General features: G+C 57.1%; 14 protein-coding genes. 12 read left to right on the forward strand and 2 right to left on the reverse strand.

Annotated features, from left to right (window positions below; translation table 11 throughout):
* The first annotated feature begins 19 nt into the window (after positions 1–19).
* The 6 genes from JOD69_RS04600 to greA all read left to right on the forward strand — a co-directional run bounded on the left by JOD69_RS04600 (position 20) and on the right by greA (position 7,493).
* Entirely contained in the window at positions 20–859 is an 840-nt protein-coding gene (locus tag JOD69_RS04600) for an ATPase (protein ID WP_086135023.1), read from the forward strand.
* A gap of 33 nt (positions 860–892) precedes the next feature.
* On the forward strand, positions 893–1,963 hold the full coding sequence (locus JOD69_RS04605; RefSeq protein WP_086135024.1) for a homoserine O-succinyltransferase: 1,071 nt from the start codon (positions 893–895) through the stop codon (positions 1,961–1,963).
* 188 nt (positions 1,964–2,151) lie between these two features.
* The gene (locus JOD69_RS04610; protein WP_077729876.1) at positions 2,152–2,388 is read left to right on the forward strand and encodes a CDGSH iron-sulfur domain-containing protein; all 237 of its coding nucleotides are present in this window, start codon (positions 2,152–2,154) and stop codon (positions 2,386–2,388) included.
* A gap of 163 nt (positions 2,389–2,551) precedes the next feature.
* The gene (carA, locus tag JOD69_RS04615) at positions 2,552–3,712 is read left to right on the forward strand and encodes a glutamine-hydrolyzing carbamoyl-phosphate synthase small subunit (protein WP_086135025.1); all 1,161 of its coding nucleotides are present in this window, start codon (positions 2,552–2,554) and stop codon (positions 3,710–3,712) included.
* Between the two features lie 60 nt (positions 3,713–3,772).
* Positions 3,773–6,997, forward strand: coding sequence for a carbamoyl-phosphate synthase large subunit (carB, locus tag JOD69_RS04620; protein WP_086135026.1), 3,225 nt, complete (start codon positions 3,773–3,775; stop codon positions 6,995–6,997).
* A 19-nt stretch (positions 6,998–7,016) separates the two neighbouring features.
* A complete protein-coding gene (gene greA / locus JOD69_RS04625; protein ID WP_077729873.1) occupies positions 7,017–7,493 on the forward strand; it encodes a transcription elongation factor GreA in 477 nt (158 codons plus the stop codon).
* Here the strand turns inward: greA and yhbY are convergent, their stop codons facing one another.
* The gene (yhbY, locus tag JOD69_RS04630) at positions 7,494–7,766 is read right to left on the reverse strand and encodes a ribosome assembly RNA-binding protein YhbY (protein ID WP_240502471.1); all 273 of its coding nucleotides are present in this window, start codon (positions 7,764–7,766) and stop codon (positions 7,494–7,496) included.
* 45 nt (positions 7,767–7,811) lie between these two features.
* Between yhbY and rlmE the strand changes: the two genes are divergently transcribed.
* Positions 7,812–8,435, forward strand: a complete 624-nt coding sequence (rlmE, locus tag JOD69_RS04635) for a 23S rRNA (uridine(2552)-2'-O)-methyltransferase RlmE (protein WP_240502477.1) — start codon at positions 7,812–7,814, stop codon at positions 8,433–8,435.
* 453 nt (positions 8,436–8,888) lie between these two features.
* On the opposite strand, the gene JOD69_RS04640 is transcribed toward rlmE, so the two are convergent.
* Positions 8,889–10,031, reverse strand: a complete 1,143-nt coding sequence (locus JOD69_RS04640) for an AI-2E family transporter (RefSeq protein ID WP_077729870.1) — start codon at positions 10,029–10,031, stop codon at positions 8,889–8,891.
* A gap of 250 nt (positions 10,032–10,281) precedes the next feature.
* Here JOD69_RS04640 and JOD69_RS04645 point away from each other — a divergent pair, with 250 nt between their 5' ends.
* The 5 genes from JOD69_RS04645 to mgtE all read left to right on the forward strand — a co-directional run bounded on the left by JOD69_RS04645 (position 10,282) and on the right by mgtE (position 17,655).
* Positions 10,282–13,203, forward strand: coding sequence for a ribonucleoside-diphosphate reductase subunit alpha (locus JOD69_RS04645; protein ID WP_077729869.1), 2,922 nt, complete (start codon positions 10,282–10,284; stop codon positions 13,201–13,203).
* A gap of 108 nt (positions 13,204–13,311) precedes the next feature.
* Complete coding sequence (locus JOD69_RS04650) at positions 13,312–13,491, forward strand: hypothetical protein (protein ID WP_086135027.1); 180 nt, start codon at positions 13,312–13,314, stop codon at positions 13,489–13,491.
* Positions 13,492–14,047: 556 nt separating this feature from the next.
* A complete protein-coding gene (locus JOD69_RS04655; RefSeq protein WP_086135080.1) occupies positions 14,048–14,920 on the forward strand; it encodes a site-specific DNA-methyltransferase in 873 nt (290 codons plus the stop codon).
* Entirely contained in the window at positions 14,920–15,894 is a 975-nt protein-coding gene (locus JOD69_RS04660; RefSeq protein WP_086135028.1) for an XcyI family restriction endonuclease, read from the forward strand. The genes JOD69_RS04655 and JOD69_RS04660 overlap by 1 nt, the downstream gene beginning before the upstream one ends.
* A 474-nt stretch (positions 15,895–16,368) precedes the next feature.
* Complete coding sequence (mgtE, locus tag JOD69_RS04665; protein WP_168183874.1) at positions 16,369–17,655, forward strand: magnesium transporter; 1,287 nt, start codon at positions 16,369–16,371, stop codon at positions 17,653–17,655.
* The last annotated feature ends 47 nt before the right edge of the window (positions 17,656–17,702 follow it).

Here is a 17,702-nt window from a genome sequence, read left to right on the forward strand (position 1 = left end):
CACTGACACGGAACATACCATGAGAATGAGCCCCAAGGCGTTCTTGGACTGGGAGACCAAACGCATCACGCTGCTGGGCATGTCCGGCGTCGGCAAAACGACGCTGGCCAATAGTTTGCCCAAGAAGACGTGGTTCCATTACTCCGGCGACTATCGAATCGGCACCCGGTATTTGGATGAGCCGATTCTCGACAATATCAAGCGGCAAGCCATGGACGTGCCGTTCTTGCGCGATTTGCTGCGTTCCGATTCGATTTATATCCGCAGCAACATCACCGTAGACAACTTGGCGCCGGTTTCGACGTTCCTCGGGAAAATCGGCGATCCGGCGAAGGGCGGACTCACTCCGGCCGAGTTCAAGCGTCGTCAGGCCCTGCACCGGCAGGCCGAAATCGCCGCCATGCGCGACGTGCCGGAATTTATCGAAAAGGTCGACTCTATCTACGGCTACAAGCATTTCATCAATGACGCGGGCGGCAGCGTCTGCGAACTGGAAGATCCGGAAACCATCAGGATTCTCGCCGAGCACACGATTATTCTGTATATCAAGACCACTCCGGAATTGGAGCATCTTCTAATCGAGCGCGCTCAACGCGATCCCAAGCCGCTGTACTATCGGGAAGAGTTTCTGGACCGGCAACTCGCCGAATTCATGGCGGAAAAAGCCTATTCGGCCATCGAGGATATCCCGCCGGACGAATTCGTTTCCTGGGTGTTTCCCCGGCTGTTCCGCGCGCGCTTGCCCAATTACCAGGCCATCGCCGACGAATACGGCTACACCGTCGATGCCAATGAGATTGCGAACGTTCGAGGTGAGAACGATTTCATTCGTCTCATCATGGACGCCTTGGGGCGCTGATCGCGTTAATTCAGTTTCGGAGAGCTTGAAGACATGCCTTTGGTAGCGCACACCGAATTGCCCACGTTCAGGCGCTTGAGGGAGGAGGGGCAGGAAATCCTCTCGGTCGAGCGCGCTCGCCATCAGGACATCCGAGAAATGCATATCGGGCTTCTCAATATGATGCCGGATTCGGCTCTGGAGGCGACCGAGCGGCAATTTTTTCGCCTGGTTGGGGCCGCCAATCCGATCGTGCAGTTTCACATGCATCCGTTCACGATCGAAGGCATACAGCGGAGCGAACAGGCGCAAAACCATATCGACCGCTATTACGAGACCTTCGGGCAAATCAAACGCGATGGGCTCGACGGGCTGATCGTGAGCGGCGCGAACGTCACTCATCCGCATCTTCCTGAGGAGGCGTTCTGGCAACCGTTGACCGAAGTGTTCGACTGGGCGAAGCAGAACGTCACGTCCATTTTATGTTCGTGTCTCGCGACCCATGCGCTGTTTCAGTATTGCCACGGCGTAGAGCGCACTCATTTGGGCTTCAAGCGTTGGGGAGTCTATTCCCACCGAGTGGTCGAGCGGCGCCATCCTTTGGTTGCCGACATCAATACCCGTTTCGACGTGCCTCACTCCCGTTACAATGAAATTTTTCGGGAAGATATGGAAGCTGCCGGGCTTAAAGTTCTGGTTGAAAGCGAGGAGGCGGGCGTCCATCTCGCGGTGAGCCCGGACCTGTTCCGCGTAGTCTATTTCCAAGGGCATCCGGAGTACGACACGATCAGCCTGCTGAAGGAGTACAAGCGCGAAGTGATGCGCCACTACCACGGAGAACGCGAGGATTATCCGCCGTTTCCGGAACATTATTTCAATTTGGACGTGGGCGGTGTACTTAACGAATACGGTCAACATCTCCGAAGCGCCCGGCGCCTTGGCAAAACGCCTCCGGAGTTTCCCGAAGAGGAGGTGATCCGGCATTTGGACAACACTTGGCGGGATACTGCGAAAGCGGTGTTCAACAATTGGTTGGGGTGTATTTACCAAGTCACCGATCAGGACCGCCGTAAACCGTTTATGGACCATATCGATCCCGATAATCCTCTGGGGCTAAGAATATGATTCGGCGTGGCTCTGTGCGGAACCGCGATTAGTCGTTCCGAGTCGTATCTCCGAAACTCGGGACGATGGGGCGCACGTACGGCGAACTCCGGCCGCTCGAAAACTGATCATGGATTATCCAGACTGATGACAGATCAGGCCTATTTATGTCACCTTCTTTGCCCTTAGAACGAGAACAGGAGATAGCCATGTCCGAACCGACCATCCCTCAGAAGGCCCCGTACGCCATGGATCTAGCGCCGGGTAAATACTGGTGGTGTGCCTGCGGGCGATCCGCCAAGCAACCGTTTTGCGATGGTTCCCATAAGGGAACGGAGTTTTCGCCAGTAGTTTTCGAACTTGCCGAGGCAAAGAAAGTCTGGCTCTGCGGCTGCAAGCATACCGATAAGCAACCCATGTGCGACGGAACCCACAGCCGATTGTGAAGACTCTGAAGGGCGGGGCGTCGACCGGACGGTTGACTGACCCTCATAGACAGCAGATGCCCATTTTTCGTAAAATCCCCGTTAAATTAGCGATATCCACGAATAACAGCAACGGGACGGACCATATGGTCCCTCCCGTTTTGCATGTCTAAGGTGACACAAATTGAACACGCTCGCATTGCTGGCCTTGGAAGACGGCACCGTTTTTCGGGGTATATCCATCGGAGCAGAAGATTGTTCCGTCGGTGAAGTGGTTTTCAACACGTCCATAACCGGCTACCAGGAAATCCTGACGGACCCGTCCTATGCCCGCCAAATCGTAACGCTCACGTATCCGCACATCGGTAACGTCGGCATCAACCGTGAAGACGTGGAGTCGGGGGGCGTCTACGCCAGCGGACTGGTTGTTCGCGACGTGCCGACGCGCTTGAGCAATTGGCGGGCCGACAAGAGTCTCCCGGAGTATCTGAAAGAAAATAGGGTGGTTGGCATTGCGGGAATCGACACCCGGAAACTGACCCGCACTCTTCGCGACAAGGGAGCCCAGCGCGGTTGCCTTATCGCCGGTAAAGAGATCGACCCGGATTATGCCGTCGCCAAAGCGCGGGAATTTCCGGGGCTGCAAGGCATGGACCTGGCCAAGGAGGTCACCGCACGACAAAGCTATGCGTGGTTGGAAACGTCCTGGCAGCTCGGGCAGGGATACGGCGAACTCGATCAGAATCGCTTCCATGTGGTCGCATATGATTTCGGCGTCAAACGCAATATTCTTCGCCTTCTCGCCGACAGGGGTTGCCGCTTGACGGTAGTTCCGGCCACCGCATCGGCCCGTGAGGTTCTGGCATTGAACCCGGACGGAATCTTCTTATCGAACGGACCGGGCGATCCCGAGCCCTGCGATTACGCCATCCAAGCAATCCGGGAGTTTCTGGACATCCAGATTCCGGTATTCGGTATATGTCTCGGCCATCAGTTGTTAGCTTTGGCAAGCGGCGCGAGGACGATGAAGATGAAGTTCGGTCACCACGGCGCCAACCACCCCGTTCAGGAACTGGATACCGGTCGCGTATTGATCACGAGCCAAAATCACGGCTTCGCTGTGGACGAAGGCAGCCTGCCGCGAAACGTACGACCGATCTACCGCTCGCTCTTCGACGGCAGCCTGCAGGGCATCGAGCTGACCGATCGCCCGGCCTTCAGTTTTCAAGGCCATCCCGAGGCCAGTCCCGGACCGCACGACCTGACGCCGTTGTTCGACCGCTTTATCGAAAGCATGGCCTGTCGCCAGGACGGCCGGTCCGCACGCACGGTACCCGCAGGTTGAGTTTTTTCGCACAGTCCGGAACGGCTTTCGCTCAGACATAGATCAACGATACAACGCTTCATGCCTAAAAGAACCGACATTCAGTCCATCCTTTTACTCGGCGCCGGTCCCATCGTCATCGGGCAGGCCTGCGAGTTCGACTATTCCGGCGCACAGGCGTGCAAGGCACTAAAGGAAGAGGGCTACCGGGTGATCCTGGTCAACTCCAACCCGGCCACCATCATGACCGATCCGGAGATGGCCGATGCCACCTACATCGAGCCTATAGACTGGCAGACCGTCGCCAAAATCATCGAGAAGGAGCGGCCGGACGCACTGTTGCCGACCATGGGCGGACAGACCGCGCTGAATTGCGCGCTCGATCTGGACCGTAACGGGGTGCTGGAGAAATTCGGCGTACAGATGATCGGAGCCTCCAAGGAAGCCATCGACAAGGCCGAAGACCGGGAAAAATTCAAGCAGGCCATGACCAAGATCGGTCTGGGCTCGGCCCGTTCCGGCGTTGCCCACAGCCTGGAAGAAGCGCTCGCCTGTCTGGACGAAATCGGCTTTCCGGCCATCATCCGTCCTTCATTCACGCTGGGCGGTTCGGGCGGCGGCATCGCCTACAACCGACAGGAATTCGTCGAAATTTGCGAACGCGGCCTGGAACTTTCGCCCACCCACGAGCTTCTCATCGAGGAATCGGTGCTGGGCTGGAAAGAGTTCGAGATGGAAGTGGTGCGCGACCGCAAGGACAACTGCATCATCATCTGCTCCATCGAGAATCTGGATCCCATGGGAGTCCATACCGGCGACTCCATCACCGTCGCCCCGGCGCAGACCCTGACGGACAAGGAATACCAGATCATGCGCGACGCCTCCATCGCGGTGCTGCGCGAGATCGGAGTCGACACCGGCGGTTCCAACGTACAGTTCGCGATTAACCCCAAGGACGGGCGTATGATCGTCATCGAGATGAATCCCCGCGTGAGCCGTTCCTCGGCCCTGGCGTCCAAGGCGACCGGATTCCCGATCGCCAAGGTTGCTGCCAAACTGGCGGTCGGCTATACGCTGGACGAACTCAGGAACGAGATCACCGGAGGCGCGACGCCGGCCTCGTTCGAGCCGACCATCGATTACGTGGTCACCAAGGTGCCCCGGTTCGCGTTCGAAAAGTTTCCGCAGGCGGACGATCGGCTGACGACCCAAATGAAGTCGGTCGGCGAGGCCATGGCCATAGGCCGCACCTTCCAGGAGTCTCTGCAAAAAGCCCTGCGCAGCCTGGAAACCGGCGTGGACGGTCTGGTCGGAAAGCTCGACGTTTCCGCCGAGGATGCCGGCAATATTCTTCTTCGGGAGCTTCGCCATCCCGGACCCGAGCGCATCTTCTATATCGCCGACGCTTTCCGGGCGGGATGGATGTTGGACGAGGTGCATGCCCATTGCCGCGTCGACCCGTGGTTCCTGGCCCAGATCGAGGAGTTGGTGCAGGAAGAAATGGGACTGGCGAAGCGCACCTTGGCCACGCTGTCTTCGGAAGAACTGTTCGCTTTAAAACGCAAAGGGTTCGCCGATTCGCGTCTCGCGGCGCTGTTGGGCAGCGCCGAGTCGGAAGTCCGGGCCGTGCGCCACAAGCACGGCATCCGTCCGGTTTACAAGCGCATCGATTCTTGTGCGGCGGAGTTCGCCACGGCAACGGCCTACCTTTATTCCACTTATGAGGAAGAATGCGAGGCGAATCCTACCGAGCGGAAGAAAATCATCGTTTTGGGCGGCGGACCCAATCGAATCGGCCAGGGCATCGAATTCGACTACTGCTGCGTGCACGCCGCGATGGCGCTGCGTGAAGATGGTTACGAAACCATCATGATCAACTGCAACCCGGAAACGGTCTCCACCGACTTCGACACGTCCGACCGGCTCTATTTCGAACCGCTCACGCTGGAAGACGTGCTGGAGATCATTGATCTGGAAAAACCAGCCGGGGTCATCGTCCAGTACGGTGGCCAGACGCCGCTGAAGCTGGCGCGGGCGCTGGAGGCGGCCGATGCGCCCATTATCGGCACGTCGCCCGATTCCATCGACCTGGCGGAAGACCGGGAGCGTTTCCAAAAGCTGGTCGATCGCCTAAATCTCAAACAGCCGCCCAACCGCACCGCGCGTTCCCTGGACGAAGCCATGCGCTGCGCGAACGAAATCGGCTATCCGCTGGTGGTTCGGCCCTCTTATGTATTGGGCGGGCGGGCCATGGAAATCGTGTTCAACGACGAGGACCTGGGGCGCTACATGCGCGAGGCGGTGAGCGTTTCCAACGAGTCGCCGGTGCTGTTGGACCGGTTCCTGGACGATGCCATCGAAATGGACGTCGACGCGATATGCGACGGAAAACGAGTCCTGATCGGCGGACTGATGCAGCACATCGAGCAGGCGGGCGTGCATTCCGGCGATTCGGCGTGCTCGATTCCGCCGTATGATTTGAGCCCCGAGCTTCAGACTCGGGTGCGCGAACAGGTTCGTCAGCTTGCCGAGGCCCTGGGCGTTGTGGGGCTCATGAACACCCAGTTCGCCATCAAGGGCGAAGAAATTTTCATTCTGGAAGTCAATCCGCGCGCTTCGCGCACCGTTCCGTTCGTATCCAAGGCCACCGGCTATCCGCTGGCCAAGATCGCGGCCCGCTGTATGGTGGGAAAAAGTCTGGACGAACAAGGCATCTTTGAGGAACGCATCCCCGAGTATTACTCGGTCAAAGAGGCGGTGTTTCCCTTCATCAAATTCCCCGGCGTGGACCCGCTGCTCGGCCCGGAAATGAAGTCCACCGGCGAAGTGATGGGCGTGGGAGTCACGTTCGGCGAGGCTTACGCCAAAGCGCAGCGCGCCGCCAGCGTAAAACTGGCCCACAGCGGCAATGTGCTGATCAGTGTGAGGGAGAGCGACAAGTCCAAGGTCATCCCGATAGCCCGAGATCTTCTGGCCAAAGGTTTCCGATTAGTGGCCACGCGCGGATCGGCGAGAGTGCTCGAAGACGCCGGCATACCTTGCATCACCGTGAACAAGGTTTACGAGGGGCGTCCGCATATCGTGGATATGATCAAGAACGACGAACTCCAGTTCATCATCAACACGACCGAAGGCAAGAAAGCCATTGCCGATTCATTCACCATTCGGCGCCAGGCACTGCAACAGCAGATTACCTACACGACTACTATTTCCGGTGCCCGTGCCACCTGTTCCGCCCTTAGCGAACTGGATGCCGGCGATGTCAATCGCCTACAGGATTTGCACCAGGAATTCTGCAAAGTGTGACTTTTGAGGAAACGCAACTATGAATAAAGTTCCACTGACCGCCCGTGGGGCAGAAAAGCTGCGCGAAGAGCTTAACCACCTTAAGACAGTCATGCGCCCGAGGATTATCGAAGCCATCGCCGAGGCTCGGTCGCACGGCGATTTGAAGGAAAACGCGGAATATCACGCGGCGCGCGAGCAACAGGGATTTACCGAAGGCCGGATCAAGGAAATCGAGGCCAAGTTGGCGCACGCTCAAATCATCGATGTGACGACGCTCAATGCCGGGGGCAAGGTGGTTTTTGGGGCCACGGTCGAGCTTGAAGACATGGGCAGCGGCGATTCGGTGACTTACCAAATCGTCGGCGAGGATGAAGCCAATATCAAGGAAGGACTGATCTCCATCACCTCGCCCATCGCCCGGGCGCTGATCGGCAAGCGGGAGGGCGATGTCGCGACGGTACAGGCGCCGGGTGGCGTAAGGGAATTCGAAGTTTGCTCGGTCAAATATATTTAGTTATTTCTTGTCAGGATTTTGCCGATAAAGCGTGATGATATGGCCGATCGATTGAATCAATTCGGCGCCCAGTTCTCCGCAGATCTGGGCGGTCATCTCGCGGCGTTCTTCTCGGTCGGCGGCGTTCACCCGCACCTTGATCAATTCATGATGGTCCAAGGCTAAACCGATCTCGTTCAATACGGCGGGTGTGATTCCCGCCTGGCCGGTGATGACGACGGGTTTCAGGGAATGGGCCTTGGCACGCAAGAATTTCTTATAATCAGATTTCAACTCGGATTTCCTCGGGAACTGGGATTCAATTTGGCCGTACATTAGATTATGCCGCGTAGTCGAAGCAGCCGTCGTTGGCTGGCCGAACACTTTTCCGACGAATATGTAAAACAAGCCCAAGCGCTTGGCTACCGCTCACGGGCGGTGTTTAAGCTGAAAGAATTGGACGAGCGGGAGCACTTGTTCAAGCCGGGCATGGTGGTGCTGGACTTGGGAGCCGCGCCGGGCGGTTGGTCCCAGTACGCAGCTGAGCGGATCGGAAAAAGCGGCGAAATTATAGCGCTTGATCTTCTGCCGATGGAAGCGATTCCGGGTGTGACCGCAATTCAGGGCGATTTTCGGGAAGAATCCGTATTGGAGCAGTTGCAGGCGAAACTGGAGGGCCGGCCGGTCGACCTGATTTTATCCGATATGGCGCCCAACATGAGCGGCGCGCGCGTTGTGGATCAGGCAAGAGCGATGTATCTCGCCGAATTGGCTCTCGATACCGCCGAACAGCTCCTCAAGCCCGGCGGGAGCTTCGTGGCCAAGCTGTTCCAAGGACCCGACTTCGACGACTTCGTGCGGAAATCCCGCCAGATGTTCGGCAAGGTGTCGGTGCGAAAACCCAAAGCTTCGCGGGATCGAAGCCCCGAAGTCTATTTGGTGGCCAAGTCGAGAAAATCGTAGATTAACCCGCATTTCTCACTCTCCTCCAATCGCAAACGTCGCTTTAGTCGCGACCTTCCAATCGCAAACGGGCCTTTAGTCGGCCCCTTCCAATCGCAAACGGCATCTCTGGGAGCGTCAGAGATGCCCTTCCAATCGCAAACGGTCGCTTCGGGAGCGCCGAAGCGACCCTTCCTACTACGGACGCCGTCCCAATTGCAAACAGAGGCCGTAGGATGCTGTGAAGAACGAACCGCCCTTCGACTGGGCTCAGGACAGGCATCGTTCGCGAGCGATGCACCCAATCGCAAACGGTTGCTTTAGTCGCAACCCTTCCTTGGTCGGCACATCCTATAGCCTTGGCACGGCGGCTCGACGTAGTGTCGGCTACGCCTCCGCCGTCGCTCAGTCCGTGCGGCGCGCCACAGCGGAGTTTCGACGCCGTCGCTACGAAGGAGGGTGAGAAATGCGGGTTTAAACCTGCTCCCGGCTCAAGGGTATGGTTTTGGGTGGTTTTACCAACTGAGCCGGGGCGGCGTCTTCCGGCGGAATTTCCTCTTCCCCCAATCGCGGCCAAGCCGCCAGTACCGCCTTGACCAATGTCGCCAAGGGAATGGCGAAAAACACGCCCCAGAATCCCCAGAACCCGCCGAAAAACAAGATGGCGACGATGATGGCCACCGGGTGCAGGTTGACCACTTCGGAAAACAGCAGCGGTACTAATACGACCCCGTCCAGGGCCTGAATGATGCCGTAAGCCAGCAGCAAATACCAAAAATCGTCGGTGAGTCCCCACTGGAAGAAAGCCACGATCATCACCGGAAACGTTACCAATGTCGCGCCGACGTAGGGAATGATCACCGAGAGCCCCATCAGCACCGCGAGCAGCAGCGAGTAATTGAGCCCCATCAGCGAGAACACCGCATAGCTGACGGCGAGCAGCACCGTGACCTCGAAGAACTTTCCGCGTACGTAATTTCCGATTTGCATGTCTACCTCGCGCCACACACGGGTAGAAAGATTGCGGTCGCGGGGCATGTATTGGCTAAACCAACCGAGGATGTAGTCCTTGTCTTTAAGGAAGAAAAACACCAGCAACGGCACCAGGATCAGATAGACGATCAAAGTGATGGCGCTGACCAAGGACGCGTACGAATAAGTCAGCATGGATTGGCCCCAGGCGAGGAGTTCTCTCCGTACCACGCCGGTCAATTCGTAGATCTGTTCCTCGGTAATGAAGTTCGGATACTGCTGCGGCAGCTGCATCACCAGCATTTGTCCGCGGTTCATCCAAGCCGGCAGCTGCTCTATGAGTTGCACGGTTTGCTGATAAAGGAGCGGCAGGAGTGCGACGAACAAAAACAATAGAAAAGCGAGGAAAAGTACGTAGACGATGATGACTGCGGCAAGGCGGGGCAGCTTTTTCCGCACGCCGATCGCGACTAGGCCTTCCAGCAGATAGGCAATGACGCCTGCCGCGAATACCGGCATGAGCATCTGCCCCAAACTGATCACCAGCACGAAACCGACGATCAAAAGAATTGCGAAAGAGACGGCCTGCGAGTTCGGCAGCACTCGCTTGACCCAGTCACTCAACCATTCCCGCACGCTTTGCATGGTGAGAAGTTGCCCTTGTTATGAATTGTTGTTGTGTATTGGCGGACAAATAGTACAACAAACCCGTTGGACGAATAATGGACGTGCGCCAAGTACCTTGATTTCAATGCATTTTAACGCTTTTCTTGCACAATTTATCCACAGGCCCTCAACAGAGTAAACCACAGGATGTTGTGCTTGACGATATGGCGGACCACATTCTATAGTGTATGTCGTAATACATACAGCCATCCTCGGAGGACACGCATCTATGGAAACCGAATCCGCAGCCCGTACCAATCAGCCGACCGCGATTCCCTTGGATCTGCCAACTGTTTCCGCCGATCTGCGCGCAACCGCTCCCGGCGAGATGCGCGTCATCCGGCGCAACGGCAAGGTGACTATTTTCGACGCCGGCAAGATCAGCGTCGCCATTACCAAAGCATTTTTGGCCGTCGAAGGTAATACCGCCGCCGCTAGCCGCCGCATCCACGAGACCGTCGAGGAGCTGACCGGCCAGGTGGTCAATGCCCTGTTCCGGCGGAATCCTTCCGGCGGCACCATTCATATCGAAGACATTCAGGATCAGGTCGAACTGGGCTTGATGCGTGGGGGGCATCACAAGATCGCCCGCGCTTACGTGTTGTATCGCGAGGACAGGGCGCGGCTTCGGGCGCAGAAAGCCGCGGAGCAAGAAGAAGCCCAAGCGCCGGTCATTCACGTGACCCTGCCCGACGGCAGCCAAAAGCCATTGGACATGGCGCGCCTGCAAAAGATCGTCGAAGAGGCCTGCCGCGATCTCGCCGATGTGGATGGAGCCTGGATTCTCGAAGAAACGCAGCGCAACCTGTTCGATGGCGTGCCCGAGAAAGACGTGGCCCCGGCGCTCATGATGGCGGCGCGCGCCCGGATCGAACAGGAGCCGAATTACTCTTACGTGGCCGCCCGGTTGCTGCTGGACAGCCTGCGCAGCGAGGCGCTGAGTTTCCTCGGCCACGGCTTTTTCGAAGCCACTCAAGACGAAATGGCGGACCGCTACGCGGAATATTTCGCGGATTACGTGAAGCGCGGCGCCGAACTCGAGCTCTTGTCGCCCGAGCTGACCCGATTCGACTTACAGCGCCTCGGCGCGGCGCTCAAACCCGAACGCGATCTTCAGTTCACGTATCTGGGCCTGCAAACGCTGTACGATCGTTACTTCATTCACGCCAAAGGCGTCCGTTTCGAGCTGCCCCAGGCGTTCTTCATGCGCGTCGCGATGGGGCTCGCCATCAGCGAAATCGATCGTGAAGCGAAAGCCATCGAGTTCTACAACCTGCTTTCCAGCTTCGATTTCATGAGTTCCACGCCCACCTTGTTCAACTCCGGCACACTGCGCCCGCAGCTCTCCTCGTGCTATCTCACCACCGTGCCGGATGATCTGGACGGCATCTTCGGTGCCATCAAGGACGACGCCCTTCTGTCGAAATATGCCGGCGGCCTGGGGAACGACTGGACCCGGGTTCGCGCCATGGGGTCCCATATCAAAGGCACCAACGGCAAATCCCAGGGCGTCGTTCCTTTCCTCAAGGTGGCCAACGACACGGCCGTCGCCGTCAATCAGGGCGGAAAGCGCAAGGGCGCCATGTGCGCCTATCTGGAAACCTGGCACCTGGATATCGAGGAGTTCCTGGAACTCCGCAAGAACACCGGCGACGATCGCCGCCGTACCCACGACATGAACACCGCCAACTGGGTGCCCGATCTGTTCATGAAGCGGGTGGCGGAAGAGGGCGACTGGACGCTGTTCACTCCCAGCGACACGCCGGATCTGCACGACCTCACCGGCGAAGCCTTCGAGAAGCGCTATTTGGAGTACGAAGCCAAGGTGGACCGCGGCGAAATCACGCTGTACAAGCGGCTTCCGGCGACGCAGCTTTGGCGCAAGATGCTGTCCATGCTGTTTGAAACGGGACATCCCTGGGTCGCCTTCAAGGATCCGTGCAACCTGCGCTATACCAACCGGCACATGGGCGTGGTTCACAGCTCCAATCTCTGCACCGAGATCACCCTGCACACCAACGACAACGAAATCGCCGTGTGCAACCTGGGCAGCGTGAACCTGTCGAATCACGTCACCGAGGACGGCGTTCTCGACGCGCAGAAGCTGGAGAAAACGATCTCCACCGCCATGCGCATGCTGGACAACGTCATCGACATCAACTACTACAGCGTTCCCCAGGCGCGCCGCTCGAACCTGCGCCATCGGCCGGTGGGGCTGGGCATCATGGGCTTCCAGGAGACGCTGTACAAGCTGCGTATCCCCTATGCGTCAGACGAAGCCGTAAGCTTCGCCGACCGGAGCATGGAACTGGTGAGCTACTACGCCATCAAGGCGTCCACCGATCTCGCCGAAGAGCGCGGTCGATATTCCAGCTTCGAAGGCTCGCTGTGGAGCCAGGGCATCCTGCCCTACGATTCCATGGCTCTGGTCGAACAGGGCAGGGGCGGTTATCTGCAACAAGACCGCAGCTTTACGCTGGACTGGGACGCGCTCCGCGAGCGGGTGAAAGCGGTCGGCATGCGCAACAGCAACACCATGGCCATCGCCCCGACGGCGACCATCTCCAACATCTGCGGCGTGTCGCAGTCGATCGAGCCGACCTATCAGAACCTGTTCGTCAAATCGAACCTTTCCGGCGAGTTCACCGTGGTCAATCCGTATCTGGTGAACGATCTCAAGAAGCTCGACCTGTGGGATGCGGTCATGATCAATGACCTCAAGTACTACGACGGCAGCCTGCAAAAGATCGAGCGCATACCGGACCAGCTCAAACAGATCTACGCCACCGCCTTCGAAGTCGATCCGCGCTGGCTGGTCGAAGCCGCCTCGCGCCGGCAAAAATGGATCGACCAGGCGCAATCCCTCAACCTGTACATGGCCGAGCCCTCCGGCAAGAAGCTCGACAACCTGTACAAGCTGGCCTGGATTCGCGGCCTGAAGACCACCTACTACCTCCGCACCATGGGCGCCACCCACGTGGAGAAGAGCACCGCCTTCGACGGCAAGCTCAACGCCGTGAAGACCGACCCCATCGACGATGCGATTCCCGGAACGAAGCACCACCCGGCGGAAGCCGCCTATGCCGAGGCGGCGGCTTCGGGGGTGAAGATGTGTTCGATTGATGATCCGGAATGTGAGGCGTGTCAGTAATTTACTTCCTCTCTACTGTGGGACCTTTCAGTTCCCTCTCCCTCTGGGAGGGGGTTAGGGTGAGGGAAGGAAATTTATCGCTTAACCCATAAATTGTGGGAGAACGTTATGGCAAGAAATACAGGTAACGGTTTTCGCCGTGGATCTATCGATAATCGGTCGCAGACCCAAAATCCCAAAAACGGAAATTGGACAAAGCGTGATGCTTCAACTGGCCGTTTTATGGATCAAAAGACTGATGGCAAACCCTTTAAAGGCGTTGCGAAGGAACCGGATGATCGTCGTTGAGATACCTTATCTGTCGTAGTCGTAGGGTGGGTTAGGCGCAGCCGTAACCCACCGAATAAGGTTTCGCTTTTAAGGTGTCGCTGCCGCGACGGGTTGAATTGAGTGTGGGTTCTCGGACCCACGGCCGAGATACTTTTCGCTATGAAACCCGTCCCTGGTTTTCACCCTGCGGGCCAGCCTTCCGGCTGTTCAAATTCGCTCCCGGCGAATTTGTGCTTGTCCAAAGACAAATTTGTCCGGAACAAATTTGGTCGCACGAAGGGCGCCCGAAGGGTTCGCGCCAGGACGGCGCGAAACAGCAGTACCCAAAAGAAAGGACACCCGATTGCCGCTTGTCTCCTCCGCTCCTCGCTTTCGGCGGGGGTCGCCAGAAGGGGCTTCCATGCCCCTCTGGCGACGCGCGGAATCCATTCCACGCCCCTACCGGGCTATTCCCGCCGAAAGCTCCGGTGCTCGGCGCGGCAAACAGGGAAACAAAAGACTAGAGGAAATCGACCAGCATAAAATTCGACGGAATGCGCTGGGGAACGAGATCAGCAATTTGAAGGTAACCGCCATGCGACAAGAACATATCTTTCCGCCGGAAAAATTCCCTCTTACGGAGTCGATCTTGTTTGAAGGGGATGCGTTTCACGTTCTCCAACGAATCCCATCGGAATCAGTGCAATGTGTAGTCACGTCGCCGCCCTATTGGGGCCTGCGGGATTATGGCATCGAAGGCCAAATCGGATTGGAGCCGACGTTGCCGCAGTTTTTGAACCGGCTCGTCGCGATATTTGCGGAAATCAAACGGGTCCTCAAATCCGATGGGTTGTTATGGCTCAATATCGGCGATGGCTACACCAGCGGCAATCGGGGGTATCGAGCGCCGGACAAGAAAAATCCAGCGCGGGCAATGAACGTTCGCCCGGATACACCGGAAGGTCTTAAACCCAAAGATTTGTTGGGCATTCCCTGGCGTCTGGCGTTTGCGCTCCAAGAAGATGGGTGGTATCTCCGCAGCGACATCGTTTGGCACAAACCCAATGCGATGCCAGAAAGTGTTGCTGATCGTCCGACCCGTGCCCATGAATATCTATTCATGTTCAGCAAATCGGAGCGTTATTATTACGACCGCGAGGCAATACGGGAGATAGGGGGAAACGGAAAACCACGTAATCGGCGCAGCGTCTGGGATATTAATACCCAAGCATTTCCGGGCGCGCATTTTGCCACGTTTCCGCCCGCTTTAATCGAGCCTTGCATACTCGCTTCCACGAAGCCGAACGATTTCGTGCTCGATCCTTTTTTCGGTTCAGGTACCGTAGGACTTGTTTGTTTAAGCCATGGACGCCGGTATGTGGGTATAGAACTTCATTCGGAATATGTCCGAATGGCGGTTCAAAGATTGGGTATTTTCGAACCGAGTGTCATTAAGGTAGCTGCATAATGGCTGCCTTCCGAATTCCCGCACCCGAATTGCAAATCGATTTTTCATTTGCACTCGGTCAGATGCGTACTTTGTACATGCAGGATGCGCTTGGTTCGACGGTAGAGAAGACCGATCTTGCCCTGCTGAATACCCAGTTATCCGAATACGTTCCCGAACATTGTCTTAAAGCCTTGGCTGCCCGAGGGCTGCGTGGCGAGTTGGTGTTTCCTGTTCCGTGCTTATTTGAACAGAATCCGCGATTATTAGGGTATTACCGGCTTTTGCTCGGCTTCAGTCAGAAAGCTTTTTATAGCGCGGAGTTTGGTGTTTCGGGTTTCAAAGCAATGGAAGAGTTCGGGCGTTTGAACGAGGGACAAAAGGCCTCTCTGTCCGCGCTGTGCAAAGCTTTGATCGATAGCGCTTGCGCCTTGGTGGAGGGTATCGGCGCAGATCGGCTCAGTCGCGAGTTACTGGACGACTTGGCCTTGCTGACGGTTGGTCCGCAACTCCGTGGCGGAGCGAATGTGAAGAAAGGGGCGGAAGGCATTGTTCGCGTGTTTGAGGCGATTCATCTTATCGTCCAACATGCCGCTACTTCATCGAGTTCGGGAAAAATAGAGATCGAAAACGCCGCAGGGCGCAAGGTGTCTATCGCATTTGCGCCCGATCCCGACATTGTCATACGTGAAGAAATGGCGAAAGGTAAATTTCGGAACATTATCGCCGTCGAAGTTAAAGGGGGTACCGATTTTTCCAACATTCACAACCGTATCGGAGAAGCTGAAAAAAGTCATCAAAAGGCAAAAGCTTCCGGTTATGTGGAATGCTGGACTGTCGTGAATGTCGACCGCATTGATCTTGATATGGCAAAGCGTGAGTCTCCTTCTACAAATCGGTTTTATCGGCTTTCGACGCTTATAAATGGTCGATCTGAGGAGTATGAGGATTTTAAAGATCGCATTATTTCACTGACCGGAATCCGGAATAATTGACGCTGATGAGTCTCATAGTCAGCAATGCGTCTGCAAAATGCGGGCATCACGTTGGATAGATTGTTTACGAATGAAGATGATTTGTCCGTCGACGCAGCCGAGCATCGCTGGCGTGGGCGGGAATGGCCCGAAGGGTGGACGCAGGGATGCGTCCACTCGGCAGTATGGTAGGGGGGGTTAGGCCTTCGGCCGTAACCCACCGAATAAAAGGTTTCGCTTCGCGAGGGTTCATTTGACTATGGGTCCGAGAACCCGCACTCATAAACCCATCGCGGCAGCGAAACCTTATTCGTTCGAACTCGAAAAAGATAAATACCATATTACGGAAGAGCTCTGAACGATACCGGCCATGCCGATTGTCCAAAGAATTAGGCGCATGGAATACCCTGCAAAGAACAGCGTAACATACGAGATTCTCGAGTTTGGCACATGGTCGTGCCGAAATGCCTTCAGCACCCAACGATCCAGGACGTAATGAGTCATCAAGACGGTGAAATGCCGGAAAATACGCTCGATGCCGTCAAGGCGCTACGGCGGCTGGAACCGCCGCAGCGGGCGGAGGCACTGTCGCATTATCCGCCGGAAGTGGCGCGGGCTGTTTTTGAACAGTTCGAAGCGCCGCTGCAGAAGGAGGTGCTGGCGTTTCTGCGCGATCATCAAGTCAATCGATTGCTCGAGGATCTCGATCCGGATGACCGAGTCCGCCTGCTGGATACCTTGCCTGAGCCGGTAGGCCAGGCTCTGCTGGCCCGCCTCAGTCCCCGCGAAAGGCGCCTGACTCACAAATTGCTCGCCTTCCCCGTGGAGAGCGCGGGCCGCATCATGAATCCGGAGTATTTGCCGCTTCGGCCGGAGTTTTCGGTACGGGACGCGTTGACCTTAATCCACCGCGAGGGCCGTGCGGTCAGTACCGTGAACGTGCTGCCGGTCCTCGACAGCGGCGAGCGGCTGGTGGGATTGGCAATGCTTAGTGCTCTGGTGCTGGCCGACCCGGGCCAGCAGGTGGAGGACGTCATGCTGGCGCCGGTACCCACGGTAGCGCCTGAGACAGACCAGGAGCAGGTGGCCAGTCTGATTCAGGCGGCGGATCTGTTGGCGCTGCCGGTAGTCGACGATGCTCGGCATTTGCTCGGCTTGATTACGGTGGATGACGCCATGGACGTCGTTCAGCTCGAACAGGAGGAGGACTTTGCTCGGGCCGGTGGTAGCGAGCCGGTGGATCGTCCCTATTTTTCGATCACCTTGTTGGATCTGGCCCGCGCCCGCTTTGTCTGGCTGTTGCTGCTTGCCTTGGCCGGCGCCCTGACGGTCAACGTAATCACCGCTTTCGAATCACTGCTGGAGCAGACGATCAGTCTCTCGGTGTTCATACCCCTTCTCGTCGGTATTGGGGGCAATTGTGGAGCCCAATCGGCGACTACCGTGATCCGTGCCATGGCTACAGGCGATGTCAACGGGGTGGGAGTCGGGCGCGTGGTATTCCGCGAGACTCGGATCGGCATTCTGCTCGGCACTGCCGTGGCTTTGCTCGCCTATGTGCCCGTGTTGCTGCTGTTCGAATCGGGGCTGGCTACGACAGTTTCCCTGACCCTGATCGCCATCTGTGTCCTCGCAACTCTGGTAGGTGCCGGAATGCCGCTGTTGGCGCGACGGTTCGGTATCGATCCGGCGGTAGTGAGCGCTCCTGTTGTGACGACGCTGGTCGATACTCTCGGCTTGGTCTTATATTTCCTGATCGCAAAGGTCGTCATGGAGTTTTGATGGCGGCGCGAATGGGGGGCGGGCGGAAACACGATTGACGTTTATCC

The organism is Methylocaldum sp. RMAD-M, assembly GCF_017832375.1.
GTDB lineage: Bacteria > Pseudomonadota > Gammaproteobacteria > Methylococcales > Methylococcaceae > Methylocaldum.